The sequence below is a fragment of the Shewanella sp. YQ_9 genome, from assembly GCF_043103185.1.
In the GTDB taxonomy this organism is placed as follows: domain Bacteria; phylum Pseudomonadota; class Gammaproteobacteria; order Enterobacterales; family Shewanellaceae; genus Shewanella; species Shewanella algae.
The window spans coordinates 86,546-113,112 of the sequence record NZ_JBICJO010000042.1; the positions used below are offsets into that span (position 1 = coordinate 86,546).

Annotated in this window: 22 protein-coding genes and 8 tRNA genes; 8 read left to right on the forward strand and 22 right to left on the reverse strand. The window is 52.5% G+C overall.

What is annotated here, in order from left to right; genetic code table 11:
- The 12 genes from ACF8D4_RS13355 to ACF8D4_RS13410 form a co-directional block, all read right to left on the reverse strand.
- Positions 1–696: an electron transport complex subunit E gene (locus ACF8D4_RS13355; protein WP_025011615.1), complete on the reverse strand. Its 696-nt coding sequence runs from the start codon at positions 694–696 to the stop codon at positions 1–3.
- Positions 693–1,316 (reverse strand): electron transport complex subunit G, encoded by a 624-nt coding sequence (rsxG, locus tag ACF8D4_RS13360; RefSeq protein ID WP_391564207.1) that lies wholly within the window; start codon positions 1,314–1,316, stop codon positions 693–695. The genes ACF8D4_RS13355 and rsxG overlap by 4 nt, the downstream gene beginning before the upstream one ends.
- A 30-nt stretch (positions 1,317–1,346) precedes the next feature.
- Positions 1,347–2,399: an electron transport complex subunit RsxD gene (rsxD, locus tag ACF8D4_RS13365; protein ID WP_044734576.1), complete on the reverse strand. Its 1,053-nt coding sequence runs from the start codon at positions 2,397–2,399 to the stop codon at positions 1,347–1,349.
- Position 2,400: 1 nt separating this feature from the next.
- Positions 2,401–5,088, reverse strand: a complete 2,688-nt coding sequence (gene rsxC / locus ACF8D4_RS13370) for an electron transport complex subunit RsxC (RefSeq protein ID WP_392465256.1) — start codon at positions 5,086–5,088, stop codon at positions 2,401–2,403.
- Positions 5,082–5,651, reverse strand: a complete 570-nt coding sequence (rsxB, locus tag ACF8D4_RS13375; protein ID WP_025010231.1) for an electron transport complex subunit RsxB — start codon at positions 5,649–5,651, stop codon at positions 5,082–5,084. Before rsxB ends, rsxC begins: the two co-directional genes overlap by 7 nt.
- A 4-nt stretch (positions 5,652–5,655) precedes the next feature.
- The gene (gene rsxA, locus ACF8D4_RS13380; protein WP_025010232.1) at positions 5,656–6,234 is read right to left on the reverse strand and encodes an electron transport complex subunit RsxA; all 579 of its coding nucleotides are present in this window, start codon (positions 6,232–6,234) and stop codon (positions 5,656–5,658) included.
- 115 nt (positions 6,235–6,349) lie between these two features.
- Positions 6,350–8,254 (reverse strand): EAL domain-containing protein, encoded by a 1,905-nt coding sequence (locus tag ACF8D4_RS13385; protein ID WP_392465259.1) that lies wholly within the window; start codon positions 8,252–8,254, stop codon positions 6,350–6,352.
- Positions 8,255–8,341: 87 nt separating this feature from the next.
- A tRNA-Asn gene (locus ACF8D4_RS13390) sits at positions 8,342–8,417 on the reverse strand.
- A gap of 30 nt (positions 8,418–8,447) precedes the next feature.
- Positions 8,448–8,523 (reverse strand) — tRNA-Asn (locus ACF8D4_RS13395).
- A gap of 28 nt (positions 8,524–8,551) precedes the next feature.
- Positions 8,552–8,627: transfer RNA gene (locus ACF8D4_RS13400), tRNA-Asn, on the reverse strand.
- Positions 8,628–8,649: 22 nt separating this feature from the next.
- Positions 8,650–8,725 (reverse strand) — tRNA-Asn (locus tag ACF8D4_RS13405).
- Between the two features lie 48 nt (positions 8,726–8,773).
- Positions 8,774–8,849 (reverse strand) — tRNA-Asn (locus ACF8D4_RS13410).
- Positions 8,850–9,751: 902 nt separating this feature from the next.
- Between ACF8D4_RS13410 and uvrB the strand changes: the two genes are divergently transcribed.
- A complete protein-coding gene (gene uvrB / locus ACF8D4_RS13415) occupies positions 9,752–11,764 on the forward strand; it encodes an excinuclease ABC subunit UvrB (protein WP_208191826.1) in 2,013 nt (670 codons plus the stop codon).
- Between the two features lie 160 nt (positions 11,765–11,924).
- Here uvrB and rrtA read toward each other — a convergent pair whose 3' ends face one another.
- Together rrtA and queC are read right to left on the reverse strand one after the other, a co-directional pair.
- Entirely contained in the window at positions 11,925–12,467 is a 543-nt protein-coding gene (gene rrtA, locus ACF8D4_RS13420) for a rhombosortase (RefSeq protein ID WP_392468770.1), read from the reverse strand.
- A gap of 29 nt (positions 12,468–12,496) precedes the next feature.
- On the reverse strand, positions 12,497–13,249 hold the full coding sequence (gene queC / locus ACF8D4_RS13425; RefSeq protein WP_144131121.1) for a 7-cyano-7-deazaguanine synthase QueC: 753 nt from the start codon (positions 13,247–13,249) through the stop codon (positions 12,497–12,499).
- Positions 13,250–13,429: 180 nt separating this feature from the next.
- Between queC and queE the strand changes: the two genes are divergently transcribed.
- Positions 13,430–14,098 (forward strand): 7-carboxy-7-deazaguanine synthase QueE, encoded by a 669-nt coding sequence (gene queE, locus ACF8D4_RS13430; RefSeq protein ID WP_107004890.1) that lies wholly within the window; start codon positions 13,430–13,432, stop codon positions 14,096–14,098.
- A gap of 62 nt (positions 14,099–14,160) precedes the next feature.
- Here the strand turns inward: queE and ACF8D4_RS13435 are convergent, their stop codons facing one another.
- The 4 genes from ACF8D4_RS13435 to ACF8D4_RS13450 form a co-directional block, all read right to left on the reverse strand.
- Positions 14,161–15,225: a PLP-dependent cysteine synthase family protein gene (locus ACF8D4_RS13435; RefSeq protein ID WP_071476208.1), complete on the reverse strand. Its 1,065-nt coding sequence runs from the start codon at positions 15,223–15,225 to the stop codon at positions 14,161–14,163.
- A gap of 181 nt (positions 15,226–15,406) precedes the next feature.
- Positions 15,407–15,491: transfer RNA gene (locus ACF8D4_RS13440), tRNA-Tyr, on the reverse strand.
- Between the two features lie 32 nt (positions 15,492–15,523).
- A tRNA-Tyr gene (locus ACF8D4_RS13445) sits at positions 15,524–15,608 on the reverse strand.
- A gap of 38 nt (positions 15,609–15,646) precedes the next feature.
- Positions 15,647–15,731 (reverse strand) — tRNA-Tyr (locus ACF8D4_RS13450).
- 125 nt (positions 15,732–15,856) lie between these two features.
- Here ACF8D4_RS13450 and ACF8D4_RS13455 point away from each other — a divergent pair.
- The 3 genes from ACF8D4_RS13455 (at position 15,857) to ACF8D4_RS13465 (ending at position 19,075) form a co-directional block, all read left to right on the forward strand.
- Positions 15,857–16,345: a VC2046/SO_2500 family protein gene (locus tag ACF8D4_RS13455; protein ID WP_392465261.1), complete on the forward strand. Its 489-nt coding sequence runs from the start codon at positions 15,857–15,859 to the stop codon at positions 16,343–16,345.
- Between the two features lie 70 nt (positions 16,346–16,415).
- Positions 16,416–16,706, forward strand: coding sequence for a DUF406 family protein (locus tag ACF8D4_RS13460; protein ID WP_071237437.1), 291 nt, complete (start codon positions 16,416–16,418; stop codon positions 16,704–16,706).
- Between the two features lie 194 nt (positions 16,707–16,900).
- The gene (locus tag ACF8D4_RS13465) at positions 16,901–19,075 is read left to right on the forward strand and encodes a bifunctional diguanylate cyclase/phosphodiesterase (RefSeq protein ID WP_028781500.1); all 2,175 of its coding nucleotides are present in this window, start codon (positions 16,901–16,903) and stop codon (positions 19,073–19,075) included.
- A gap of 56 nt (positions 19,076–19,131) precedes the next feature.
- On the opposite strand, the gene ACF8D4_RS13470 is transcribed toward ACF8D4_RS13465, so the two are convergent.
- The 3 genes from ACF8D4_RS13470 to ACF8D4_RS13480 form a co-directional block, all read right to left on the reverse strand.
- The gene (locus ACF8D4_RS13470) at positions 19,132–19,611 is read right to left on the reverse strand and encodes a YchJ family protein (protein WP_025010240.1); all 480 of its coding nucleotides are present in this window, start codon (positions 19,609–19,611) and stop codon (positions 19,132–19,134) included.
- A gap of 143 nt (positions 19,612–19,754) precedes the next feature.
- Positions 19,755–20,441: a hypothetical protein gene (locus ACF8D4_RS13475; RefSeq protein ID WP_144158835.1), complete on the reverse strand. Its 687-nt coding sequence runs from the start codon at positions 20,439–20,441 to the stop codon at positions 19,755–19,757.
- Between the two features lie 129 nt (positions 20,442–20,570).
- Complete coding sequence (locus ACF8D4_RS13480; protein ID WP_145838914.1) at positions 20,571–21,173, reverse strand: DUF4440 domain-containing protein; 603 nt, start codon at positions 21,171–21,173, stop codon at positions 20,571–20,573.
- 115 nt (positions 21,174–21,288) lie between these two features.
- Here ACF8D4_RS13480 and smrA point away from each other — a divergent pair, with 115 nt between their 5' ends.
- The 3 genes from smrA to ACF8D4_RS13495 all read left to right on the forward strand — a co-directional run bounded on the left by smrA (position 21,289) and on the right by ACF8D4_RS13495 (position 24,925).
- Positions 21,289–21,879, forward strand: a complete 591-nt coding sequence (gene smrA / locus ACF8D4_RS13485) for a DNA endonuclease SmrA (RefSeq protein ID WP_071237432.1) — start codon at positions 21,289–21,291, stop codon at positions 21,877–21,879.
- Between the two features lie 111 nt (positions 21,880–21,990).
- Positions 21,991–22,638: a TetR/AcrR family transcriptional regulator gene (locus ACF8D4_RS13490; protein ID WP_096141902.1), complete on the forward strand. Its 648-nt coding sequence runs from the start codon at positions 21,991–21,993 to the stop codon at positions 22,636–22,638.
- A gap of 10 nt (positions 22,639–22,648) precedes the next feature.
- A complete protein-coding gene (locus ACF8D4_RS13495) occupies positions 22,649–24,925 on the forward strand; it encodes an acyl-CoA dehydrogenase (protein ID WP_107004885.1) in 2,277 nt (758 codons plus the stop codon).
- Between the two features lie 174 nt (positions 24,926–25,099).
- Here the strand turns inward: ACF8D4_RS13495 and pyk are convergent, their stop codons facing one another.
- A complete protein-coding gene (gene pyk / locus ACF8D4_RS13500; RefSeq protein WP_044734565.1) occupies positions 25,100–26,539 on the reverse strand; it encodes a pyruvate kinase in 1,440 nt (479 codons plus the stop codon).
- Positions 26,540–26,567: the final 28 nt, after the last annotated feature.

Consider the following 26,567-nt stretch of genomic DNA (forward strand, 5'->3'; position numbering starts at 1 on the left):
TCAGTTGACTTTGGTGATCCTGGCGCGCTCCACAGGGGCAGTTTGCACTCTGGGTTGGCGCTCAGCGAGTTTCTTGTCGATCACGTTTTTCAGCGCAATCAGCAAACCCATTCCCAAAAAGGCGCCGGGCGGTAACATTGCCAGTAGGAAGGGAGTGTCTACTTGCCAGACTTCAATGCGCAGGCTCGCAGCCCAAGGTCCCAGCAGCTGCTCTGCACCGTCAAATAGGGTACCTTGCCCCAGTATTTCCCTGCCTCCGCCGAGCACCATCAATACCAAGGTAAAGCCAATACCCATCATTAAGCCATCAAAGGCGGCGCTCATTGGTGAGTTGCGTGAGGCAAAGGCTTCGGCGCGGCCTATGATGACACAGTTGGTCACTATGAGTGGCAGGAAAATACCGAGCGAAACGTATAGGCCATAGGCGTATGCGTTAACCAGCAATTGTACGGCAGTCACCAGTGCGGCAATAATCATTACGAATACGGGAATGCGGATCTCTTTGGGCACAAAATTGCGTACCAGGGATACTGTGGTGTTGGAACCTATCAACACCAGCGCAGTTGCGAGCCCAAGCCCCAAGGCGTTGGTAAAGGTGGAGGTCACTGCCAGCAGAGGACAGAGTCCCAACATCTGCACCAGTCCGGGGTTATTTTTCCACAAGCCTTGCCAGGCGATATCGCGATATAAACTCATTGGCTTGCCTCACATGTCTGTGATTGGGAAAAAATGGTCTTCTTATTGGCTTCAAAGAAGGCCAGGGTGTTTCTCATCGACTTGACGTAGGCCCTGGGGGTAATGGTCGCCCCGGTAAACTGGTCGATTTCACCGCCGTCTTTTTTCACATACCAGGCCTTGTCATCACTGCCTTGAAGCTTTTTGCCGATAAAGCTGTCCACCCAATCAGATTTCTTGCGCTCAATCTTGTCACCCAGCCCAGGGGTTTCCTGGTGCGACAGCGTGCGAACACCAAGCACAGTGCCATCTGTCTTGATACCTATGATCAAGCGTATTTCACCATTGTAGCCATCCGGCGCTATGGTTTCGATGGCAATGGCGACCGGCTGGGCATCTTGGGTGGCGATATAAGCCGGCATAGGCTGAGTTGTGCCCAGGGCGTCTTTATCCTGCAATAGAATGCAGCTTTCCTCGAGCGGATTGTCGTGGAGTTCACTGGGAATGATCTGCTCCAGGGTGCGCCTGAGCTCCAACTTTTGCTGCGCCAGGATCGCATCTCGGGTACTGTCATTGACAACCGCCACCACCGCGGTGCATATCAGGGCAAACAGGCCCAAAAGCAGACCATTTTTCAACATGGATTTTTGCACTGTCTATCTCTCTTGCTATCAATGTCCGGCGCGATGGCCATAGGCTCGGGGTTTGACATAGTAGTCGATCAAAGGGGCGCACAGGTTGGCCAGCAACACCGCAAAAGCAAAGGCGTCAGGGTAACCCCCAAAGCTTCTAATAAGGTACACCACCAGGCCGATAAGGGCGCCGAAGATAAATCGGCCCTGATTGCTGGCCGGCGCGGTTACAGGATCCGTGGCGATAAAGAAAGCCGCCAGCATGGTGGCGCCACTGAACAGGTGAATAAGCGGGCTGACATGGGTATCTGGCCCAAGCGCATAGGCAAAGCCGCTGCAGATAAACAGCGAGGCCAGTACACCGACACTGATATGCCAGCGGATAAGCTTCATCTTCAACAGCGCCAGACCACCGCACAGGTAGGCCAGGTTGACCCAAAACCAGCCACTGTTGATAGTGCCGGCAAAAATTGGTTTTTGCAGGCTCTCGGTAGTGGTCATTCCCATAGATAGATCCGTTTTCAGCGTATCGAGTGGTGTCGCCATGGTGACGCCATCGATACCGAGCTGGAAGTACTCGGCAACGCTGCCTTGGCTGGCGCCGAAAATCACCTGCAAACTGGTGAGAAAATCCGGAGAGTGCTGGGCAACAGTCGCCGGTGCGACCCAACTGGTCATCTGTACCGGGAAGGCCACCAACAGCAGTACATAGGCGGCCATGGCCGGATTGAACAGGTTGTTTCCCAAACCGCCATACAGCTGTTTGACCATGATGATGGCAAAACTTGTACCTATCACCACCATCCACCAAGGGGCGAGTGGCGGTACGGCAATACCGATAAGAACTGCTGTCAGAGCCGCGCTGTTATCCGACAAAGTCGAAAGTACCTTGCGCTTACGCAACTTGAGGATGGCGGCCTCTGAAATCAAAGCGACCGTCACAGCCAGCAGTACCTGAATAAGGCTGCCCCAACCAAAAAATACACACTGCACTACCAGGCCGGGCAGGGCGCAGAGCAGCACCCTTTGCATCACAGTGCTGGTTTGCAGCGGCCGGCTGACATGGGGGGAGGAGGCTATTTTAAACGCCATATCAATCTTTCTCCTGTGCGCTGAGCGCCTTCTCTTTGGCCTTTTGTTTGGCTTTGGCTACTGCCCTGGCAATACGCGCCTGTTTACTGTCATCAGACGGGGTACTACCAGCGGACGTGGGCTCGGTAGCGGTTGTCGACTCGCTTGGAGGCCGACTTTCAGCCGAAACAGGCGTATTTACCGCGCCTTTGTCCTGTGGTTGTTCACTTGCCGCCGCGGCTTTCTTGGCCTTGGCTTTGGCAACCGCTGCCGCGACACGAGCCTGCTTGCTATCATCGCTTGTGACTTGTTTTGCTGCTTGGCTTGCGACTTGGTTTACTTCGGCGGCTTGCGCTGATCCTCCGTCGAAATCCGTTGCTGGAGTTGACTCAGATGCAGTCGCGGCTTTCTTGGCCTTGGCTTTGGCAACCGCCGCCGCGATACGAGCCTGCTTGCTATCGTCGCTTGTGGCTTGTTTTGCTGCTTGGCTTGCGACTTGGTTTACTTCGGCGGCTTGCGCTTGTTCGCCGTCATTATCATCGGCCGCAATTGATTTCGCTGACTCAGACGCCGCTGCGGCTTTCTTGGCCTTGGCTTTGGCAACCGCCGCCGCGATACGAGCCTGCTTGCTGTCATCGCTTGTGGCTTGTTTTGCTGCTTGGCTTGCGACTTGGTTTACTTCGGCACCTTGCGCTGATCCTCCGTCGACATCCGTTGCTGGAGTTGACTCAGACGCCGCCGCGGCTTTCTTGGCCTTGGCTTTGGCAACCGCTGCCGCGATACGAGCCTGCTTGCTATCATCGCTTACGGTTTGGCTTGCTTCGGAGGCTGTCGCTTGAGTGCTGCTGGCCTGTGCATCTTGAGTTTCGCAAGTGCCAGTTTCAGTCAGCCCTGAGGCTGCAGCGGCCTTTTTCGCCTTGGCGCGGGCGATAGCGGCTGCGACCTGAGCTTTCTTGTCCGAGCCAGGTGTTGTGCCTTCAGCTGCATTATCTGTAGTCGCATCAGCAACTTCTTCAGCAGGAACAGTGCCTTGTGCAGCGGCCTTTTTGGCCTTGGCCCTGGCAATCGCTGCCGCGACATCGCTCTTTCTCTTGTCCGCCTTTGGCTGGATAACTGCCGAGTCAGTTTCCACGGCTTTTTCTACCGGGCTTTCGGTGGCCACCACAGAGGCTTCTGCGGCTTTTTTCGCCTTGATCCTGGCCATGGCTTCGGCAACGGCGTCTTTCTCACCACTGCCCATGGCGGCGCGGCGCTTATCGGCTGCGGCCTTGGCTTTGGCTTCCCGGGCCTGTTTCTCGGCCTCCAGCCGTTTGAGCCTGGCATCGAATCTTTGCTTGGCCTGCTCGGCCAGCTGTTTCTCTTCGTGATTACGCTTAATGGCCGCCTTGGCAACTCGGTAATACTCCACCAGAGGAATATCCGATGGACAAACATAACTACAGCAGCCACATTCGATGCAGTCTCTGAGGTTGTAGGCGCTGGCCTTGTCATATTCTTCGGCTTTACTGTGCCAGTAGAGTTGCTGGGGCAATAGAGATGCCGGGCACACCTGAGCACATTCACCGCAGCGAATGCAGGCCTTCTCCTCGGCTGGAGGGCTGATCTCGCTGGCAGATGGCACCAGAATACAGTTACTGCCTTTGAGCAGCGGCACCTTAATAAGGGGTAAGGTGTGGCCCATCATGGGGCCGCCTATGATGACGGTATCCTGACCGCTGGGGGTGAAGCCACTTTGCTCGAGTATATGGGCTATGGGCGTGCCCAGTGGCACCCAGTAATTACCCGGCTTTGGAATATTGCCGCCGGTCACTGTGACGACCCGCTCTATGAGAGGCTTACCCAGGCAAACGGCTTCACGAATGGCGAAGGCGGTGCCTACGTTGTGCACTACTATCCCAAGTTGCGCCGGAATGGCGCCGGAAGGCACTTCCTGCCCGGTAATGATCTGGATCAGCTGCTTTTCACCGCCGGAAGGGTATTTGGTCGGGATCACAGTGATCCTGATACTTCCCTTGGGCAGGTGGCAGCTATCAAGCGCCTGCTGCATTGCCTGTACGGCTTCGGGCTTGTTATCCTCAATGGCGATAATTACCCGTTTGGGATTTAGCAGCCCGTGAACAATTTCAATACCATCCAGAATTTCCCTGGCGTGTTCGCGCATCAATCTGTCATCGGCGCTGATATAAGGCTCGCATTCCACTCCGTTGATCAACAGCAGTTCAATCTCACTGGCGGGGTTGAGTTTGATGTGAGCCGGAAACATGGCGCCGCCCAATCCGGCTATCCCGGCCTGGCGAATGCGGCTGAGGATCTGCTCGCGGCTCAATGCTGCGATGTCTTGCTGATCAAAATCTATGGCTTGATCCTGGCCATCGGCTTCCAGCACACAGGTCAATACCGGCAGGGCTGAAGGGTGGTTGCTGGGTCTTTGCTCTATGGCGCGAATGATGCCTGAGGTGGGGGCATGCACCGCCAGATACATGGCGCTCAGTCCACGGGTCAGCGCTTGGCCCTTGAGTACTCTGTCGCCTACTTTGACTTCGAGCACGGCGCTGTCACCAACCTGAGGTACGGGCAATAAGAATTCACTGGCAAGCGGTAGACGCCCGATAGAACTGCCATTGGAGAGGTCTTTCATCTGCGGCGGATGAATTCCGCCGGTCAGGCGCCACTGAGTTCCTTTATCCAACTGTTCGAGTAATGTCAGCACGGCTTGTCCTCTTCCACCAACTTCACTGGAATTGCGTTAAGCTGCCAGTCCCAGGTTTTCAGATCCTGTTTCACCGGGATCATATCGATACAATCCACAGGGCAGGGTTCAACACAGAGATCGCAGCCGGTGCAGTTGCTGGTCAGGACTGTGTGCATCAGCTTGCCCGTTCCTATAATGGCGTCTACCGGACAGGCCTGAATACACTTGGTACAGCCGATACATTCCTCTTCACGAATGTAGGCGACCTTTTTGACCTGGGTTTCAACACTGGCATCGAGAGGCTCGGGATCGACCCCCATAAGATCGGCCAGTTTCTCCATGGTGGCGGTACCGCCCGGAGGGCAGCGATTGATCTTCTCGCCGTTGGCTATGGCCTCGGCATAGGGGCGGCAACCAGGGTAGCCGCATTGACCACACTGGGTTTGTGGCAACAGGGCTTCGACCTGATCCACTATCGGATTGCCCTGAACTTTAAACTTCTCGGCAGCGAAGCCGAGTAAAACGCCGAATACCAGCGCCAGCAGAGACAATAAAATGACTGCAATTAGCATGGAAGACATAACTCTATTTGACTAAACCGGTAAAGCCCATGAAGGCCAGCGACATCAGGCCGGCGGTGATCATGGCGATGGCACTGCCTTTGAAAGGCGCTGGGACATCGGCCGCCGCCAGACGTTCGCGCATCGCCGAAAACAGGATAAGTACCAGTGAAAACCCGGCGGCAGCGCCAAAACCATAGATGGCACTCTGCATAAAATCGTGGTTTTCATTGATGTTCAGCAGGGCTACACCCAACACGGCACAGTTGGTGGTGATAAGCGGCAGGTATATCCCCAGCGCCCTATGCAGAGTCGCACTGGTTTTCTGTACTACCATTTCGGTGAACTGTACCACCACGGCGATAACCAGAATAAAGCTCATGGTGCGCAGGTAGCCCAGATCGAATGGCAGCAGCAGATACTGGTTGACCAGATAGCTGAGAATGGCTGCCAAGGTCATGACAAAGGTGGTCGCCATGGACATACCTATGGCAGATTCCAGCTTGCTGGACACCCCCATAAACGGGCATAAGCCAAGGAATTTCACTAATACAAAATTGTTGACCAGCACAGTGCCAATCAACAACAGGAGATACTCACTCATCTCATTACAGGCGTTGTGATTTCTTAGCGGTTATTATCAGTGTTTCAGTGGTCATAAACAACATATAGAAAGCAGGGTTTACCTTCTTTGCGCCCGTATTTGGCCATAAATGGCATTAATTTCTGTTCATTTCGGCGGGATCCAACTGTTGTGGCTTGGCGATGTAGAAGCCCTGCATGCCATCGACCAGCAATTTCTCTACCACCATCTTCTCTTCCTGACGCTCGATGCCGCAGGCTATCACCCTGACACCACTGCGACGGGCCACATCGACCAACATACGGACAAAGAACTGGTTATTGGTGTCTTCATCTATGGCCTGGGTATAGCTGGGATCCAGTTTGATGTAGTCGGGGCGCACCTCTCGGAAGAATTTGAATGAGGTAAAGCCCATGCCGAAGCGTTCTACCGATACCCTGCAGCCGACGCTGTGCATGGCGCGAACGAACTTGTGACTGGCGGCCAGATTGCCCTGCATACCTGCTTCATTGATCTCAAACACCAGCCTTGAGGCCAATCTCGGGTGTTTGGAAAGCAGATCTCGGGCCCAGGCTATAAAGCTTTCTTTGGAGGCTGAACCCGGGCTCAGATTGACGCCGATATTACCGCTGAGGTTTGGCAGGCTCTGCAGTAGTTTCAAGGCGCTGAGCAGTACCAGTTTATCCAGTTCCTGACTCATGCCGTGACGTTCGGCCATGGCGATCACCGTGGCTGTAGGTAGAAACTTGCCTTCACTGTTGTAAAAGCGTGCCAGCAGCTCTCGATAACCATCTACCTCGCTGCGACAGGGTTGAATGGGTTGTTGGTAAAACTTGAGCGCCCGGCGCTTCAACAAGTCTTCAATGGCCAGTTTCCAGCGGTTATCCCCGAGTTTTTCATCCAGCATATTCTTATCCTGGAACTGCACCGCATTAGGGCCCAAGGTTTGCGCGACGTTGGCGGCGGTATCGGCCATGGCGAGAATACCCATGGGATCTTTGTCGCTGGCGTAGGCCACTATACCTGTATGGGCAATGGAGTCTGTTTGCAGTTCTGCTTGATACTCTTCCAGCTCACGCTTGAGCTGGGTGGCAAAGGTTTGCGCGTCTTTCAGCACAATTGAGGGGATAAAGATGGCAAAGTCAGTACTGGCAATACGAAACCTTTCGCTGTTTTTGTAGCCCTGGAGTGCCCGGCGAATACAAACCGCGACACGAGCAAGATAGTCATCGCCACCCTGACGGCCGTGCAGTTGATTGATATGACCAAGCTCAGTGGCTTTTACCAGGATTAACACTCCAATTTGTGATTTGCCGGAAAGAGACAGTTGCTGCAGTTTTTCGGTGAAGTGCTGGCGGGTGCCAAAGCCGGTTACCGGATCTTCATAGGCGAGCTTCTTCAGTGCCAGGTTTTCCGACTCAAGTTTGTCAAACTGCTGCTTGAACAGCTGCCGACTTTGCTCCAATGCTTGCCCCAAGGGCTTGAGTTCACCCCGAAAGCGGCTCTGTGCCAGAGAATCAAACTGGCCTTGGGACATCTTGGTTAAATACTCTGCCGCATATTTGAGGACGCGTTTATGACGGCCCATCATCAAGGCAAAGATTAACGCCAGGGCCAGATAAAGAGGCAGTAAGCGTAATCCTGCGAGCCAGAGTGTATGGATCCCTTGATCTCTAAGAGGGCTGAGGTCGGGCTTAAGTAACACCCGCCCGGAAGCGAAGCGGTATTGGGATTCGAGTTGCAACGGCAACAAATAATATTGCCAGTTCATCTCAGGCAGGAAACTGCCTCTGGTAAGATTATTTTGGCCGTCGGCGTCATCTGTATATTGGAAAAACTGCAGCGGCGCAGTGTCCTGCAGCTGCCGGTAAAGGATTGCGGCATCATCTGCGTCCTGGGCTTGCTCCTGCGCTTGTTGTAATCGCTGCAACAGGGCATTACCTTCCTGCTCCAGAATCTGCCGCTCCTGCTGTAGCAGCACCATGCCGGTAGCCAGAAACCCCAATAATAGTAACAGTTGAAAAAAGCGCGAAATGCCCATCTTTATCTGAGTTCAGACCAATGTCGAGACGATTGTCGAAATTGTATACGTATTTGTTATAAATACAAAACGCAGAAAGAGGTGAGGTGGCTCCCCTGACTGGACTCGAACCAGTGACATACGGATTAACAGTCCGCCGTTCTACCAACTGAACTACAGGGGAATAGAATATGATGCTGAGCGAAAATCGAAGTGGCTCCCCTGACTGGACTTGAACCAGTGACATACGGATTAACAGTCCGCCGTTCTACCGACTGAACTACAGGGGAACAGATTTCGCTTAGGTCAAACTTGAAGTGGCTCCCCTGACTGGACTTGAACCAGTGACATACGGATTAACAGTCCGCCGTTCTACCGACTGAACTACAGGGGAACAGATTTCAAGCTAACTAAATTGGCTCCCCTGACTGGATTCGAACCAGTGACATACGGATTAACAGTCCGCCGTTCTACCGACTGAACTACAGGGGAATAATTTAGCTAGGATTAACCTATTGTTTTCATAAGACTTGCTTGAAGTGGCTCCCCTGACTGGACTTGAACCAGTGACATACGGATTAACAGTCCGCCGTTCTACCGACTGAACTACAGGGGAATCGCAATTTCTCGCTTGTCTCGCTGAGAACGGAGCGCATAGTAAATCGCTCTGTGGGTGGAGTCAACTCGCATCCCCAAAAAAAGTGTCATTAAGCTGTTAATTGCTTATCTAATGCTCACAGTGATGGATAAAACTGCTTTATGGATATTTTTTGCTTAAAAAATAACGGCTAAACACTTATGTGCCAGGCGTTTGACTCAGACCTCTTGCCATTTGCAACAAGGATATCGACCTTAATGAGCCCTTTTCTAGCGATTGAGCTGCCATGCCATAGATAAATACCATGGGGGATTATGAAAGGGGCATCAAACTGAGCGCTTCAAGCAAGATAGAACACCGCTCAAAAAAGGGTAGCACAATCACTTTGTGTTCATTTTTGGTGCAGCTTAATCCGCTTTGTGAGTACCACACTTTCATATGTTCTTTTATTACAAAATACCCACCAGGGTAGGATAAATGGAACCGGATGCCTCAAGCCCCCATGGCTACAGGGTTACACTGACTTATCCACTAAATCTGTGGATAAACCTGTGAGCTTCCCCGCTTTATGGGCTGCAAACCCTTGTGGCATCAGCATTGAACTTAAAATGGTCAATTTGGGAGGCTAAAATATAAACATAACAAAAACAGCAAGATATAAAAGTCAAGTCGCTTTGGTTTGCTTGGTGATTTTTGTAACAAAGCTGTAAGGAAGTATCTGCCAATCCTTGTGCATTAAATCCATCTCAGTGATTCATTCGGATGGATTTTTTATATTTGGCCGCCACATCTGCCGTCTCGTTGCTGAGTTTCAGCACAAGCTGCTGCTGACATCATGTTGGCAGGAGTAATGCGGCTTTTGGCTTGGCGTAATTCGGCCCAATGAGTAAAATGAAAGGCTTAACCGAAGGAGCATTAAAGTGTCAGCTACGCCGTTTCGTTTGGAGTCTCAGTATTCTCCTGCCGGAGATCAGCCCTCCGCCATTGCCAAACTGGTTGATGGCCTGGAATCCGGGCTCGCCAACCAGACTTTGCTGGGGGTTACCGGCTCAGGAAAAACTTTCACCATTGCCAATGTGATTGCCAATCAAGGGCGGCCAACCATCATTATGGCGCCCAATAAAACGTTGGCGGCGCAACTCTACGGTGAGATGAAAGAGTTTTTCCCCCATAACGCGGTGGAATACTTCGTTTCCTACTATGACTACTACCAACCGGAAGCCTATGTGCCTTCGACCAACACCTTTATTGAGAAGGATGCTTCGGTCAACGCTCATATTGAGCAGATGCGACTCTCGGCCACCAAAGCCTTGCTGGAGCGGCGTGATGTGGTGTTGGTGGCCTCGGTTTCAGCCATTTATGGTCTTGGCGACCCTGATTCTTATATGAAGATGCTGCTGCACCTGCGCCAGGGCGACATCATGGGCCAGCGGGATATACTGCAGCGGCTCAGCGAGTTGCAATACAGCCGCAACGATATTGAACTGCAGCGGGGTACCTTCAGGGTGCGCGGTGAGGTAATAGATATCTTCCCGGCCGAATCGGACCGGGATGCTATTCGGGTCGAGTTGTTCGATGATGAGATAGAGCAGCTGTCGCTGTTCGACCCTTTGACCGGTCAGGTGCGTAAACGCATTGCCCGGGCCACGGTTTACCCCAAGACTCACTACGTGACCCCGAGAGAAAAAATATTGGCGGCCACAGAGCAGATAAAGGCCGAGCTCAGAGAGCGCCGTCAGCAGTTACTGGATGCCAATAAGCTGATTGAGGCACAAAGGATCAGCGAGCGGGTGCAGTACGATGTGGAGATGATGACAGAGCTGGGTTATTGCTCCGGTATCGAAAACTACTCCCGTTATCTCTCCGGGCGTGCACCGGGAGAAGGGCCGCCGACTTTGCTGGATTATCTGCCGCCGGATGGTCTGCTGATCATCGACGAGTCCCATGTAACCGTGCCGCAGATAGGTGCCATGTACAAGGGCGACCGTTCGAGGAAAACCACTCTGGTGGAGTACGGTTTCCGCCTGCCATCGGCACTGGATAACAGACCGCTCAAGTTTGAAGAGTTCGAGTCCTTGATGCCGCAGACGATTTATGTGTCGGCCACACCGGGCAGTTATGAACTTGAACGCAGCGGCGGCGATGTGGCCGAGCAAGTGGTCAGGCCTACTGGTTTGTTGGATCCCGAGCTGGAAGTGCGGCCGGTGGCGATTCAAGTGGATGATCTGCTGTCTGAGGCCAACAAGCGCATTGCCGTCAACGAACGTGTGCTGGTGACCACGCTGACCAAGCGGATGGCGGAAGATCTCACCGAATATCTCGATGAACACGGCGTTAAGGTGCGTTATTTGCACTCGGACGTGGATACCGTGGAGCGGGTAGAGATCATTCGCGATTTACGTAAGGGGGTATTCGACGTGCTGGTCGGCATCAACTTGCTCAGGGAAGGGCTGGACATGCCGGAAGTGTCTCTGGTGTGCATTCTCGATGCCGATAAAGAGGGCTTCCTGCGCTCCGAGCGCTCGCTTATCCAGACCATAGGCCGCGCAGCCCGTAACATTAACGGCAAGGTGATCCTTTACGCCGATAAGGTGACCCCTTCAATGGCAAAGGCCATGGATGAAACCAATCGTCGCCGCGAGAAACAGCACGCCTTCAACCTGGCCAATGGCATAGTGCCCAAGGGCTTGGTGAAGAAGATCACAGATGTTATGGATGTGGGAGATTCCTCCTCATCGGCAGCACCCCAGCCGGGTGCTCGCAAGGTGGCGGAGCGCAAGTCGGCTTATCAGGTGGACGCTGCCAATCTGGCGCATGAAATCGACAGGCTGGAAAAACAGATGCACCAGCATGCCAGGGATCTGGAGTTTGAGCAGGCCGCTGCGCTGCGTGATGAAGTGGCAAGGCTCAGAGAGGAGCTTATCAAGGCCTAAAGCACACATGGGGCTTGTTCGCACCTTCCCTAAAATCGCCCCATTGACAAAGAACCCGGCAAAAGCCGGGTTCTTTGTGCTGTTCATCTGTCAACGACTTTAAAAAGCTTGATTTAAAAGCCTAATTTAAAAACCCCTATTTAAATGCTTAGGCTTGGCATCAAAGTTTCGGCGCTTTATAAGCACTCAGTCGCCACAAGCCAAACAGTGCGATACCGCCAATCAGGCCAACAAGATGCGCTTCAACCGCGACTCTGGCGCCAATCAGGGCGCTGACTTCAGCTGCCGCCCCTTGCCATTGCTCCCAGCCGACCTTGGCGATAACGCCAGCAAGCAGCAGGTAACCGGAACTGCGACCTCGGCGAATATCGGCCAGGGCGCCGAAGGCAAACAGGCCGTGCAGTATGCCACTTAGCCCCACATAACCCATAAGCTTCGGGTAGCAAAGATAAAGCCCTACACCTTCAAACAGACACAGTGCCAGGGTCAATATCAATACGCCCAGGGCGTTATAGTGTTCCTTATGCAGATAAAGGATCACCCAAAACCCGGCGAGGTTCATCAGCAAATGCCAGAAGTTGGTGTGCAGCAGATTGCCGCTGACAAGCCGCCACAGCTCATCTTGTTCTATGGCGCTGCGGCGAAAGGCCAACAGCTCAGTGAGCGGCAGAGAATACAGCAGCAGCGCCAGGGCTGTTAACACAACACCTGAAAAATAAGCGGAGCTTGGCTTCACGCAGTTTTGGCCGCCAGTATCACCTGGATGCTGTCCGGCGTCGCCAGATACTCATCCAATCCTTTTTGACGCAATAAACAGGCGGGGCAGGTGCCACAACCTTTGCCAAGAATGCCGTTATAGCAGGTAAGGGTTTCATCCCTTACCAGTGGCAGTTGCTGGTATTTATCTGCCAGTGCCCAGGTTTCGGCCTTGTTGAGCCACATGAGTGGCGTAACCAAACGCAGCTGTCTGTCCATGCCTTGTACCAGCGCAGACTCCATCGCCTTGATAAAGTCATTACGGCAGTCCGGGTAGCCGGAGAAGTCGGTCTCGCAGACGCCTGTGATGACGGCATCGGCGCCTATTTGATAGGCGTAGATCCCCGCCAGGGTCAGAAACAGAATATTGCGTCCGGGAACAAAAGTATTGGGCAGACCATTGTCCATCAAGTCGTTTGATACCGGGATATTGTCGCGGGTCAGGGCCGAGATGGCCAACTCATTGAGTAGAGTAACATCCAGCACCTTGTGACTGGCGGCGCCGAGTTTTTGCGCCAGTTGTTTGGCAACTTCAATCTCCTGGCGGTGGCGCTGGCCATAGTCGAAGGTGATGGCATGTACTTCATCATACTGCGCCAAGGCCTGAATAAGGCAGGTGGTGGAGTCCTGACCGCCGCTGAAAACGACTATCGCCTTGGAAATAGCTGGCTTAGTGCTCCGGGGCGGCTCTGCGGTTTGGGTTTGCGGTGCGTTTGATTCTGATGACATAAGCGATTGATTGGATGAAGACATAAGTGTCTATTCAAAGGGATGACTCAATTGTCACAGTTTACCCTAATTTGGCCGGCTGTCAGCGCCGGCGGGGTAAAAAACGGAAAATTCGCTCATCCTTGCGCTTGGGGCCAAATTCCTCTATAAATGCCGCCCCGGCAAATATGAGGAACCCCGATGTACTACCCCGTCAACGAAGTCTTTGAAACCCTGCAGGGAGAAGGTGTGTTTACCGGCGTTCCGGCCATTTTTGTGCGTTTGCAGGGGTGCCCTGTGGGGTGTCCTTGGTGTGATACCCGCCAGACCTGGGACAAGCTTGAGCATAATCAGGTGAAACCTGCCGATGTGATCCGCACCGATGGCAGTATCGGTCGCTGGGCAGAGCATGATGCCAAGTCTTTACTGGAGGCGTTCAAACAGCAGGGATTCAATGCTAAGCATATAGTGATCACAGGTGGTGAGCCTTGTCTCTATCCGCTCACTGAAATGACAGAAGCATTTAATGCCGCAGGCTTTCGCACTCAAATTGAAACCAGTGGCACCTTTGAGGTGAATTGCAGCGCAGATACCTGGGTCACAGTCTCGCCCAAGGTCGGTATGAAGGGGGGGATGCCGGTACTGCGTCAGGCGCTGGAGCGGGCAAATGAGATTAAGCATCCGGTGGCGACCGAGGCTCATATTGAGGAGCTGGATCAACTGCTGCGGGGATTGGATCTCAAAGACAAGACTATCTGCCTGCAGCCCATCAGTCAGAAGAGCCGGGCGACGGCGCTGGCGATGAAAGTCTGTATCGAACGCAACTGGCGTTTGTCTATCCAGACTCACAAGTATCTGGATATCGATTAATCCGTAGTGATAATCGACAAAAAGCCGCATTGATGCGGCTTTTTGTTATCTGAAGCGCGTTGTTAGCAGCAGAGTTCACCCGTGGTTTCAAACAGCTTCAGTTTGTTTTGATACTGGCTGATATCCCCTATGTTGGCGGCTATCCACTCGGGGTTGTAATAAGTGTCCAGATAGCGCTCACCGGGATCGCAGATCAGGGTCACTATTGAGCCCTGGCGGTTGTCGCGTTTCATTTCGGCCGCTAGCATCAGGGCGCCATAGAGGTTGGTGCCGGTCGAGGCCCCAGTCTTGCGGCCGATGATCTGTTCCAGCCAATGGATTGTCGCCACAGAGGCGGTATCGGGGATCTTCAACATGGAGTCGACAACCCCCGGGATAAAGGAGGGCTCAACTCTGGGCCGGCCTATACCTTCAATCTTGCTGCCTTGCTCGCAGGTGATGGTCGCATCTCTATGTTGAAAATAGTCATAGAACACTGAGTTATCCGGGTCGACCACACACAGCTTGGTGCAAAGCTGTTGATAGCGGATATAACGGCCAATGGTGGCCGAAGTGCCGCCGGTACCCGGGCTCATCACAATCCACTCGGGAATAGGGAAGGGCTCGCGCTGCATCTGATCGAAAATGGCATTGGCAATATTATTGTTGCCGCGCCAGTCGGTGGCCCGCTCGGCATAGGTGAACTGATCCATATAATGGCCATTCAGCTCCCGCGCCAGCCGCTCAGACTCAGCGTAGATTTCGCTGGAGTGATTGACAAAGTGACACCGGCCGCCATAAAACTCTATCTGCTGTATCTTCTTGCGGGCGGTGGAGGCCGGCATAACCGCAATAAAGGGTAGCCCCAGCAGGCGGGCAAAGTAGGCCTCGGAGACAGCTGTGCTGCCGGATGAGGATTCAATGACAGGAGTATCCTGTTTGATCCAGCCGTTACACAAGGCGTACAGAAACAGTGATCTTGCCAAGCGGTGCTTGAGGCTTCCGGTTGGATGGGTGCTTTCATCTTTAAGATAGATATCCACTCCGGCGACCGCCGGCAGTTCCAGTTTAATCAAATGCGTGTCGGCACTGCGCTGAAAATCGGCTTCGATTTTGGCAATTGCTTCGTTTACCCAGAGATCGGCCATTGTTGTTCTTCTTTCTTATAACAGGATGGTCTTAATCATAACCAAAGGTAATGACAATGGATAGCGAAAACTCAGGCGTATTCAGGCCCAGCCACATGCTAGATAATTGATTGTTATGGAATTAAACGCAGTGGGTGTAGATAAAACGCTTGGAAGATTGACTAAAGGAATATAAAAGAAATGGTGGAGGGAGAAGGATTCGAACCTTCGAAGGCGGAGCCGTCAGATTTACAGTCTGATCCCTTTGGCCACTCGGGAACCCCTCCACATATTTGGAGCCAGACATTAGAGTGAAAGATGGTGGAGGGAGAAGGATTCGAACCTTCGAAGGCGGAGCCGTCAGATTTACAGTCTGATCCCTTTGGCCACTCGGGAACCCCTCCACGATTTCACTTTCGTGTCTTTTTAAATTGTAGGCAAATGGTGGAGGGAGAAGGATTCGAACCTTCGAAGGCGGAGCCGTCAGATTTACAGTCTGATCCCTTTGGCCACTCGGGAACCCCTCCTCAATTGCGGCCGCCATAGTAGTCAGAAACCTTTTTCATGTAAAGCCCGATTTTAAAAAAAGGGCTAAAGTTCGTGGTCATTTGGTCGATTAACTAACAACGAGTTGTTTTGTTGATGTTTTTTTATGCGCACTGATGTTTCCTTAATCAATGAACTGCAATTGGGCGAACGGCTTAATCTGGCTGTTGAGTCCCATCGCCGGGGTGAGTTTGCCCTGCTTTTGGCGTTGCTGTCTCAGGATGTGCGCGATTGGCCCCAGTTTCACCTGCATGACGATGTTGAAAAGGACGCTGTCCTGCGGCAGCAATTTGATCTGCCTGCGTCTCAACCTTTGGTTGGGGACTTGAGTCAAGAACCTTCCCCGGTAGACAACAGTTATCATTTTATCAGTGAGGGCGAGCGCAGCTTTCAACTGGCCCAGGCCTTGATGCCCGAACCTTTGGTTATCAGGGGAAAGAGAGATAGCGGAATGCAGGAAGCGCTGGATAACTGCGATTGGCACACAAGGCTGCGCACGGAAGGTGTCTTGAACCAACCCAAGGTGGCATCGATGGAGTTTGTGGACCAACTCTCCGAGCAGCGCAGGTTGGTCGGTCTTTATCAAACTGCGTGAGTCTTGCCTCAGTCCGGGTCTTGTCTATGTCGTATAATGGTGAATGCTTATCAGCATCGGAGACATATAGATGAAGAGTATTGAACAGGCTCAGGCCGCCAATGTGCAGGACACTTGTGCCGAGTGTGGCAGCTATGTGGATATAGGGACAGTGGTCGAAGAAGGAGACACCTTGCTTTCGTTGACTTTTCAAGGTGAGTCGGCAGTGGCCGATGCCGAGGCGCTAAAGCAATTGGCCGAAGGCCGCTTCGCCGATGTCAAGGCTGAGCTCTGCAACGATGAGCAGACTGTTACCCTGGCGCTGACTTTTTCCTGTAGTGCCGAGAAAATGATTTTTCAGTTGGAAAACGGCTTGGCATAAGTGACTTAAGTAAATGGTCAAAGGTGGCCTGATCCGAAAGGTTGTGAGGCCGGCCATGGCAGGGTAAATGTAAGAAAGTATGAGTTATCTTGCTGGATATTATGTAAAAGTGTAATCTCGCGCAGAGAAGTGATAACAGGCCCGCGCATTCGGCGCGGGTTTCTTTAAGCCCGAAAGGGAACCTGAGGACATGTGTGAAGCGACGTAGGTATCAGCGATTGCTGGAGTTGTTGACCAACTCGGTTGCCAAGCAGCAGGGCGATTTCGCCAAGACGGCTGAACTGGCTACTGAGCTCTTGTGTCAGTACCTTGATGTGCAACACGCCAGTGTCTGGTCCTGGTCCAGGGATCAACATGTGCAGTTTGAAGTTGCCCGCTTTGGCTCAGGGCGACCTATTCAGACGCCCAGACCGCAACACCTCAGTCAAATACCCGCCTATATAGATCAACTCAAACAAAGACGCCACATTGACGCCAATGACGCGCTAGCGGATTGGCGGATGAGCGAGCTTGCCGAGGTCTACTTTAACGCCAACGGTATTGCCAGTGCCCTGGATATCGCTATCAGGATCAATGGCCACATTGAAGGCGTATTGAGCCTGGAGCGAACCATTGCCGGCGAACTCTGGAGCGATTTGGAAATCCACCTGGCATCGCAAGTCGCTGATCAACTGGCGCTGACTCTGGCGACTTATGATGCCTACCGTAAAGATGAACTACTGACGCTGTTTCAGTCGGCCGCGGAGCAGTCGGCCCAGGTCACCATGTTAATCAATCTGCACACAGAAGCGATTGAATACATCAACAGCGCCCATGAACAGATCACCGGTATCCCGAAAGAAAAAATGCTTGGTGCCAGCCTGAAGCAATTGGCCTTTTTTCATCAGCAACCCAAACAGGCTGAAATGACCCTGGCCAAAGTGCTTCGCGGTGAAGTGGCTACCGGTGAAGTGATGCTCAATCGTGAGCAGGGCCAGGAGTATTGGCTCAGATACCATGCCAGTCAATTTATCACTCAGCGCGGTAACCATTATGTCTTGGTCTCCAGCGAAGATTGTACCGAGCAGCATAATTATCAGGCCGAACTTGAGCGCTTGGCCTGGCGTTGCAGCCTGACCGGACTATACAACCGCACCCATTTCAATCGTTTACTCGATAGAACCTATAGCGGGCAGTTGCTGCTGATCGATTTGATTGGTTTTAAACGCTTCAATGATACCTATGGGCATGAACAGGGTGATGCCTTGCTGATTGAAGTGGCCCGCCGTTTGAAACATTTTGCCTCTCTTTATCCCGGCTGCAATATTGCCAGGGTAGGCAGTGATGAGTTTGCCCTCCTGCTCGATGATAACAACGAGCTTGATATCGATGTTTGCTGTCATCGCCTCTATCAACAATTGTGCAATCCCATCAATATCGGCCGTGAGCAAGTGGATCCCAAGCCGGCACTGGCGGCGGTGGACATTGCCGAAGTCGCCGAATTGGTAGCGCCGCTGACTTGTGCCGATATTGCGCTGCAATACGCCAAGAAGAAGCAGGGTACGGCAATCCAGTTTTTCAACAGCGCGTTGCTCAAGGCGTTCAAGGATGACGCCCAGATAGAAAGAGATCTGCACGCCGCCATTCGGGGCAGACAGTTTGAACTTTATTATCAGCCGCTTAAAGATTTGCAAAGCTGTAGTTACATAGGTGCCGAAGCACTGATCCGCTGGCACCATCCCAAGCGGGGAGTACTGTATCCCGGCGCCTTTATCGATATTGCCGAACAGTCTGGGCTTATCAATGCCATAGGTACCTGGGTGCTGGAGGCCGCCTGTCGCCAGCTTAATTTGTGGCAGCACCACAATATTAATATCGCCATGCATGTGAATGTGTCGGCGCGGCAGTTTTTCGGCAGCAATCTCTATGAGCAGGTGTGGCAACTGCTCAATCGTTACCGCTTGAAGCCAGGTACGCTTATTCTGGAGATCACCGAAACCGAGTTGATGGAAGATATACGCTATGCCACCAATCTATGCCAGGAGTTGGCAGATTTGGGGGTAGGGCTTGCCATTGATGATTTCGGTACGGGTTACAGTTCAATGCGCTATTTGAAACAGTTTCCCATCAGCAAGCTCAAGATAGACAGGTCTTTTATCTCAGATCTCAATATTAGCCGCGAGAGTCGCGAAATCGTCAGCGCGATTATCGCCATGGCCAAGGCGCTGAATATCTCTCTGACAGCAGAGGGAGTTGAAACCGCCGAGCAGGAACGTTTTCTCACATCCTGCATGTGTCATCAGGCCCAGGGATTCCTGTACAGCCCGGCACTCAGAGAAGCTGAATTCAGCGCTTTCTTGCAGCAGAGTCAACCGCTGTTGCTGCACTGATTAGCCAGCCCAAGCTCACTCTGGCCAACTTGGGGCCGAACTTAAATAACTCCTAGCTAAATCCGTTTCAGACAGCAGTGTTTGAACTTGTGACCGCTGTTGCAAATGCAGGGTTCATTGCGTTTGGGATAGCTGACGGCGAACTGCTTGCCCTCGGTGTAAAACCAGTTGCCGGCCTCAAGTATAAATTTCGATTCTTCAAAAATAGCGTCCAACTGGCCATCGGCCAAATACCAGGCCTTGAAAGTGACTCTGGCCTGGGTTTGCCCCGGAGTCAAAGGTTCCCGCTCGACAATCTGCAGTCCCAGCCACTGAGTCTTTGGCATTTGTGCCAGGATTTGCGTCGTGAGTCCCTGTCGATAGTCCTGGTGATGGGTATCGATAAGATAGTCAAACTCCTGTTTGACAAAGGCGGCATAGCGGGAGCGCATCAACTGCTCTGGAGTAGCAGCTGTGTGCTGCTTAGTGTGCAGCGGCTGACAGCATTCGCAGTAGGGGAGCTTGGAGTGGCAAGGGCAAAGGGTATTGGTTGGCATCGGGATTTTCTGTTTCAATCTCTGTTTCAATCGTGAATGGTAAAAAGGCGCCGGCATCCCGGCTTGAGTTTCGCTCATAATAGCGCTTTGACGGCAGCCTTGCATTGAAAAGCGGCTATATTGCTAGGCCTTGGAAGCTTTGGTTAGTGGATGATGAAAATCATTACCAGATTGAGCATCAAAACACTGAACGCAAGCCCTATGGCAAATTGGATAAGGCGTCCTTTGGCAGGTAAAGCTTCTATCAGCTGCAGCGGGTAGTCAAAGAAAATGGCCAGATAAAGCAGGCTTCGTAAGGGATAGGCCGTACCAGAGAGCCGGTACTCCCGGCCGTTTTTCAGCTTAACTGTCACGGCGTGAGCTCGTTTGCGCTCAAGCTGATGATTGTCATGATAGCCCACCCAGTGGAACACCAGACTCGCAATATCCTCTTTGGCGACAGCGGTCGTTGCTCCCGTGAGATATTGAGGCAGGAGAATACAGGTTTGGTTTATCCTTATCTGCCGCTCGTCTTTGGCACTGCTTTTCACGCCTAACTGAGTCAGTATCCGGCCTTTGCGTACCTGGATATATATCAAAAACCAGATGACGCTACAGGCAGGGAGCAACAGCAACTGAACCTTTCCCATAAAAGGTGCCAGCAGAGTGGCCAGCACAATAACGGGAACTAGGCTCAAAAGCAGCGGCAGCTCTTTTCTCCAGGGCAAAGTAAAAAAGCTCAAAGAGATGGGCAAAGTGATTTCGCTTACCAAATCCAGGTTAGTGTATTTGCCGGTAAAGGTGCGATCGAACCATTTGCAATCGTTCAATAAGGCTTTGGATGGCGTCATCTGACTCATAATTCCTTTTATTTGTCGTGAACTTCAGCAAGAGAAGTGAACAAGGTAATCCGTCATTGTAATTGCAGCAAAAACGATAGCGCCCTTATATCCGCAGGGCACACGCTCAAGTACTGCCAATTACTTGGCATGAACGATTTCAATTTCAACACTGGGTGGGAGATCGCTGGCAGGGGGCACGGGGGCAAACTGCTCGCCATAATACAGGTTAGGTTGGGGTTTGGCGTTGAAATAATGCTCAGGCTCGGCGCGGTTGCTGGTATCAACATCCACTAACCAGTTACCTTTTTTATCTTTATGGCTGACGATAACGATTTTACCGGCAAACTCGCTCATGGGTTCTTCAGTATCTTTTGGCGGGTGAAAACGCACCAGATAATAGCCTATGTCAGTGGCGCTCTTTCCGTGTGCCTGACGCTGAACAACCCTAAAATCCACATCTATTCTGGCTTGTTTATGGCGAATGCGGTCAAAGAACTTTTGATACAGTTTGAGTATGTTTTCACGCCCCTGAACTATGGCAAGGCTTTGCTGTTCAGGAATATAAGTGGCATCCTCGGCGTATATATCCTCCAAAGGAGCTGAGTCGAGTTCATTAAATGCCCGGTTGAACATGACATAGACACGATTAAGGGCTGCTTGGTCTTTATCCTGCAATTCGGCGGCTTTGAGGGGCTGAAGCACAGAAATCAGGCAAAAGAACAATAGGGTCAGGAATTTCATTAAAATCATCTAAGCAGGCTCATCTGACCTCACTATAATAGAAGCCCCTTGGTAACAGAAGATTGATTTCTTTACAAAGTGTGTAAACCTCGTCATAAGTTGGAGGAGTCGCATCATGAAAGCAGATGATCTGACACTTTTTATGCAAGAAATGGCCGATGTGGTGCCGCTCAAGCAACAAACCCAGGCCCAGACCAGAGCGAAACCTCTTTCCAGCGAGTCAAAACAGGCACGCAAAGCCGCCGCCGAGGCCCATGAGTACCTGCAGCGCCTGACCTTGGATTTAGCGCTGATCCCCAGAGTGAAACCCGATGATATGCTCAGCTACAAGCAGCAGGGGATCCAGGAGGCGGTATTCAAGAATTTACGTCTCGGCAAATACAAGATAGCCGCCGAGCTGGATATTCATGCCATGTCGGTGCGCCAAGCCAGAGATTATCTGCTCGGTTTCATTCAAGCTCAGGTGGCTTTGGGCCACCGCTGCGTGCTGGTGATCCATGGCAAAGGGCAGAATCGTAAGCCGTTTCCTGGGCTTATCAAAACCTGTGTTAACTTCTGGTTGTCGCAGATGGATGAAGTGCAAGCGTTTCACAGCGCTCAGCGCGAACACGGCGGCTATGGGGCCCTCTATGTGATGTTGCCTAAATCAGAAGCCAAACGGCTTGAATCCCGCGAGACCAACCACAAAGGAGCAGGCTTTCGCTGAGCTGTCTTTAACGGCGGTTTGCAGGCCTTGCAAGAGGCCGAGATTTAGTTTGACATAAGTGTAACCAATGTTTAATTTAAACGAGTGTTTTAAATTAACTAAGGTCACGGAATGGCAAGTCGATCTGATACCAAGACAAGAATTCTCGATGCTGCGGAGAAGCTGTTTGCCGAACGGGGGTTTTCAGAAACCTCCCTCAGGCTTATCACCAGCAAAGCAGAAGTGAATCTTGCATCTGTAAACTACCATTTTGGTTCCAAAAAAGAGCTCATTCGGGCGGTTTTGGCACGTTACCTGGACGTGTTTATGCCGTCGGCGTCCAACGCCATCAATGAGCTTATCGGCCAGGATAAACAGGCTTCTTTGGATGCCATTTTTTCCTCCCTGGTGGGGCCGCTGCTGGAACTCAACAAAGTCCGCAACGAAGGAACCAGTATCTTCCTGCAACTGCTCGGTCGCGGCTACATCGAAAGTCAGGGGCACTTGCGCTGGTTTATTACCACCCACTATGGTGAGCATCTGGATCAGTTTGTTCAGGCTGTGTCCGGCAGTGCACCTCACATTCCACCGGCAGAGATGTTCTGGCGCTTGCACTTTACCCTGGGAACTATAGTTTTCACCATGGCATCGGCCGATGCGCTCAACGAGATAGCCGAAGCCGACTTTGGTGAACATAATGATATAGAGGCGGTCATCCGCAAGGTGATCCCCTACATGGCTGCCGGTGTGGCTGTGCCGCTGGTTTCTCAAGCAGAATAAAGGTCTGGTTATGAGTATTATCCTTCTAATAATTGTTGCCCTGATAGCGCTGTTCTTCGTGCGCAATATACGCCTGCAGTTCGTGACACGGCCGGTATTGGCCTTCTTTCGTAAGGTGTTACCGCCGCTTTCTGATACAGAGCGTGAAGCGATGGAGGCCGGTGATGTCTGGTGGGAAGCCGAGCTGTTTCGTGGTAAACCCAACTGGGAAAGCCTGCACGCCTATGGCAAGCCGGCACTGAGCGCCGAAGAGAAAGACTTTATCGACCATCAGGTGATGACGGCGCTAAAGATGATTGATGACTATGACATAGTCAACAACCGCAAGGACTTACCGCCTGAGCTGTGGGAGTACTTCAAGAAAGAAGGCTTCTTTGCGCTGATCATCCCCAAAAAATACGGTGGCCGTGAGTTTTCTGCCTATGCCAACTCCACCATAGTCAGTAAGTTGGCGAGCCGCAGTGTCAGCGCCGCCGTGACTGTGATGGTACCCAACTCACTCGGTCCGGGTGAGCTGCTGACTCACTATGGTACCAAGGAGCAGAAAGAGCACTGGTTACCGGCCTTGGCCAAAGGGGAAGAGATCCCTTGTTTCGCCCTGACCGGCCCCGAAGCCGGCTCAGATGCCGGTGCCATTCCCGATGAAGGGATAGTCTGCCGCGGTGAGTTCCAGGGCGAGGAAACTCTGGGGCTGAAGCTGAGCTGGAACAAGCGTTACATCACGCTGGCACCTGTGGCCACTGTGCTGGGGCTGGCATTTCAGATGCGTGACCCAGACGGGCTGTTGGGGGACAAGGTTAACTTGGGGATCACCTGCGCCCTGATCCCAACCGATCATCCCGGCGTGAAAATTGGCCGCCGTCACAATCCGCTCAATATGGCCTTTATGAATGGTACCACTCAAGGGGAAGAGGTGTTTATTCCGCTGGATTGGATCATAGGTGGCCCGCAATACGCCGGTCGCGGCTGGCGTATGCTGGTGGAGTGCCTCTCTGCCGGGCGTGGTATTTCACTGCCGGCGCTGGCGACGGCGTCAGGGCATATGGCGACCAAGACGACAACCGCCTACAGCTACGTGCGTAAACAGTTCGGCATGGCTATAGGCCAGTTTGAAGGGGTTCAGGAAGCGCTGGCAAGGATCATCGCCAACACCTATCAGCTGGAAGCGGCCCGTCGTCTGACAACCACAGGCATAGATCTCAAGGTTAAACCATCTGTGGTTACCGCGATTGCAAAATATCACATGACAGAGCTTGGCCGTCAGGTGATGAACGATGCCATGGATATTCAGTCCGGCAAGGGTATTCAGATGGGGCCAAAAAACTATCTGGCTCATGGCTATATGGCCAACCCTATCTCCATCACAGTGGAAGGGGCCAACATCCTGACCCGTAGTTTGATGATCTTCGGTCAGGGCGCGACCCGCTGTCATCCTTATGTGCTGGCCGAGATGGAAGCTGCCGGCATGGAAGACAACAGTGAAGCGCTGGAGCGTTTCGACTCCTTGCTGATGGGCCACATAGGTTATGCGCTGCGTAATGCCTTTGGCTCTTTGGGCAACGCCCTCAGCCGTAGCTATTTTGAGCGCTCACCCGTGAGTGGCGATACCCGCGACTATTACAAGCAGATGGCCCGTCTGTCCAAGGCGCTGGCGCTGGTGACTGACTTGTCGATGCTTATCTTGGGCGGCGATCTCAAGCGCAAGGAGATGATTTCGGCCAGACTCGGTGACGTTCTCAGTCAGCTATATCTGGGCTCGGCCACATTGAAACTGTTTGAAGACAATGGCCGCCAGTTTGACGATCTGCCGATAGTCAAACATGTGATGGATACCAGATTGCAACTGGCTGCCAAGGCGCTTGAGCAGGCGATAGCCAACTTCCCCAATCGTCCGGTTGCCTGGGTCATGCGTGTGCTGGTATTCCCACTGGGGAACCACTTCAACGGCCCGAAAGACAGTCAGTCCATTGAGCTGGTCAAGAGCATGCTTAAACCTGGTCCGGCCCGCGACAGGCTGACCTTCCTCTGTCCTGAATTTGACGGCGACACCAGTGGTATTGCCGAGGTGGAAGCGGCATTCAAGGCTCAATATCAGTGCCGTGAACTGCACGGCAAACTGAGAAAGGCACAAAAAGATGGCCGTTTGCCTGCCAAACTGGCGCCTTTATCTCTGTATCAGGCGGCATTGGATGCTGAGGTTATCAGTAAAGCCGAGTATGAGCAGTTGCTTGAGGCTGATAAGCTGAGGTTGGCGGCAATCAATGTCGATGATTTTGAAACTCTTTAATTGAGATTGATTGGTATGTCAATTTCAGTTTGGTAAGCCTGTCCCGGGCGGGCTTAGCTCTGATGTAAACAAAATCACCAAGCCTGAAACAGAACAAAAGCAGCAGAAATAAAAAAGGTACGCCTCGGCGTACCTTTTCTGTTTTGTTATCAGCTTAGCGGTATTGGCAAGCCATTAGGCTACGATCAACACCTTACAGGTGTTGGTGCCACCTACGGTTTCCATGGCATCACCCTTGGTCATGAGCACCATGTCACCACTCTCCAGATACCCCTTGGCCTTGAGGCTTTCAAGGGCCTTTTTCGCCAGCTCATCGGCGGCATAAACGGTGGAGTCAAACTCAACCGGATAGACACCACGATAGAGCGCCATCTTGGCCAAAGTAGGTTGATGACGGGCGAGGGCGAAGATAGGCAGCGCCGAGCTTATCCGTGACATCAACTTGGGCGTTGCACCGGATTCGGTCAGGGCGATAATCGCCTTGACGCCCTGCATATGGTTGGCGGCATACATGGTAGACAGCGCTATGGTTTCTTCTATGGAGCTGAAGCTTTCATCCAGACGGTGCTTGGATACCCGCACACTGGGATGTGCTTCGGCGCCGAGACAAACCCTGGCCATGGCCTGAACTGTTTCTTCCGGATAATCCCCGGCGGCGGTCTCGGCAGAGAGCATCACTGCGTCTGTACCATCGAGTACGGCGTTGGCTACGTCCATGACTTCGGCGCGGGTAGGCATAGGACTGCTGATCATAGACTCCATCATCTGGGTCGCGGTGATCACCACCTTGTTGAGTTGACGCGAGCGGCTGATCAGTTTCTTCTGCACGGCAACCAGAGCCGGATCGCCAATTTCTACCCCCAGGTCGCCGCGGGCAACCATGACGGCATCTGAGGCGAGGATCACATCGTCCATCGCTTCATCGGAAGCTACAGCTTCGGCGCGCTCTACCTTGGATACTATCAGGGCATTGCTGCCGGCCTTTTGCGCCAGTTCGCGGGCATAGTTAAGATCGGCGCCGCAGCGAGGGAAGGATACCGCCAGGTAATCGACCTGAATTTGTGCCGCAGTGACAATGTCCTGCTTGTCTTTATCTGTCAGCGCCGCGGCAGACAGACCACCGCCTTTCTTGTTGATCCCCTTGTTGTTGGACAGGGGACCGGCAACTGTCACGCTGGTATGTACCTTACGGCCTTCTACCTTTTCGACTTTCAGTTGTACCCGGCCATCGTCCAGCATCAGGATATCACCGACAACCACATCGTCCGGCAGTTCCTTGTAATCGATACCCACTTGGGTTTCATCGCCTTCGCCTTTACCCAGCTCGGCATCCAGAATGAATGGCTGGCCGAGATTGAGTTGGACTTTCTTATTGTCCTTGAAGGTGGAAACACGGATTTTCGGACCCTGAAGATCGCCGAGGATGGCAACGTGTACACCAAGCTCTTTCGCAATACTGCGAGCCTGGCTGGCGCGTTTTAGGTGATCTTCGGGGGAACCGTGGGAGAAGTTGAGGCGAACAACGTTGGCACCTGCTGCTATGATACGACGCAGGTTATCATCACGATCTGTGGCTGGGCCCAGCGTGGTAACGATCTTGGTTCTGCGGAACATAATATACTCCGTTTAAGTTTTAAAAAAA

Excerpts from the sequence above, each read along its gene's own strand:
- ACF8D4_RS13355 (WP_025011615.1), bottom strand. The coding sequence starts at position 696 with ATGAGTTTATATCGCGATATCGCCTGGCAAGGCTTGTGGAAAAATAAC.
- rsxG (WP_391564207.1), bottom strand. The coding sequence starts at position 1,316 with ATGTTGAAAAATGGTCTGCTTTTGGGCCTGTTTGCCCTGATATGCACC.
- rsxD (WP_044734576.1), bottom strand. The coding sequence starts at position 2,399 with ATGGCGTTTAAAATAGCCTCCTCCCCCCATGTCAGCCGGCCGCTGCAA.
- rsxB (WP_025010231.1), bottom strand. The coding sequence starts at position 5,651 with ATGTCTTCCATGCTAATTGCAGTCATTTTATTGTCTCTGCTGGCGCTG.
- rsxA (WP_025010232.1), bottom strand. The coding sequence starts at position 6,234 with ATGAGTGAGTATCTCCTGTTGTTGATTGGCACTGTGCTGGTCAACAAT.
- ACF8D4_RS13385 (WP_392465259.1), bottom strand. The coding sequence starts at position 8,254 with ATGGGCATTTCGCGCTTTTTTCAACTGTTACTATTATTGGGGTTTCTG.
- queC (WP_144131121.1), bottom strand. The coding sequence starts at position 13,249 with ATGTCATCAGAATCAAACGCACCGCAAACCCAAACCGCAGAGCCGCCC.
- queE (WP_107004890.1), top strand. The coding sequence starts at position 13,430 with ATGTACTACCCCGTCAACGAAGTCTTTGAAACCCTGCAGGGAGAAGGT.
- ACF8D4_RS13435 (WP_071476208.1), bottom strand. The coding sequence starts at position 15,225 with ATGGCCGATCTCTGGGTAAACGAAGCAATTGCCAAAATCGAAGCCGAT.
- ACF8D4_RS13455 (WP_392465261.1), top strand. The coding sequence starts at position 15,857 with ATGCGCACTGATGTTTCCTTAATCAATGAACTGCAATTGGGCGAACGG.
- ACF8D4_RS13460 (WP_071237437.1), top strand. The coding sequence starts at position 16,416 with ATGAAGAGTATTGAACAGGCTCAGGCCGCCAATGTGCAGGACACTTGT.
- ACF8D4_RS13470 (WP_025010240.1), bottom strand. The coding sequence starts at position 19,611 with ATGCCAACCAATACCCTTTGCCCTTGCCACTCCAAGCTCCCCTACTGC.
- ACF8D4_RS13475 (WP_144158835.1), bottom strand. The coding sequence starts at position 20,441 with ATGACGCCATCCAAAGCCTTATTGAACGATTGCAAATGGTTCGATCGC.
- ACF8D4_RS13480 (WP_145838914.1), bottom strand. The coding sequence starts at position 21,173 with ATGAAATTCCTGACCCTATTGTTCTTTTGCCTGATTTCTGTGCTTCAG.
- smrA (WP_071237432.1), top strand. The coding sequence starts at position 21,289 with ATGAAAGCAGATGATCTGACACTTTTTATGCAAGAAATGGCCGATGTG.
- ACF8D4_RS13490 (WP_096141902.1), top strand. The coding sequence starts at position 21,991 with ATGGCAAGTCGATCTGATACCAAGACAAGAATTCTCGATGCTGCGGAG.
- ACF8D4_RS13495 (WP_107004885.1), top strand. The coding sequence starts at position 22,649 with ATGAGTATTATCCTTCTAATAATTGTTGCCCTGATAGCGCTGTTCTTC.
- pyk (WP_044734565.1), bottom strand. The coding sequence starts at position 26,539 with ATGTTCCGCAGAACCAAGATCGTTACCACGCTGGGCCCAGCCACAGAT.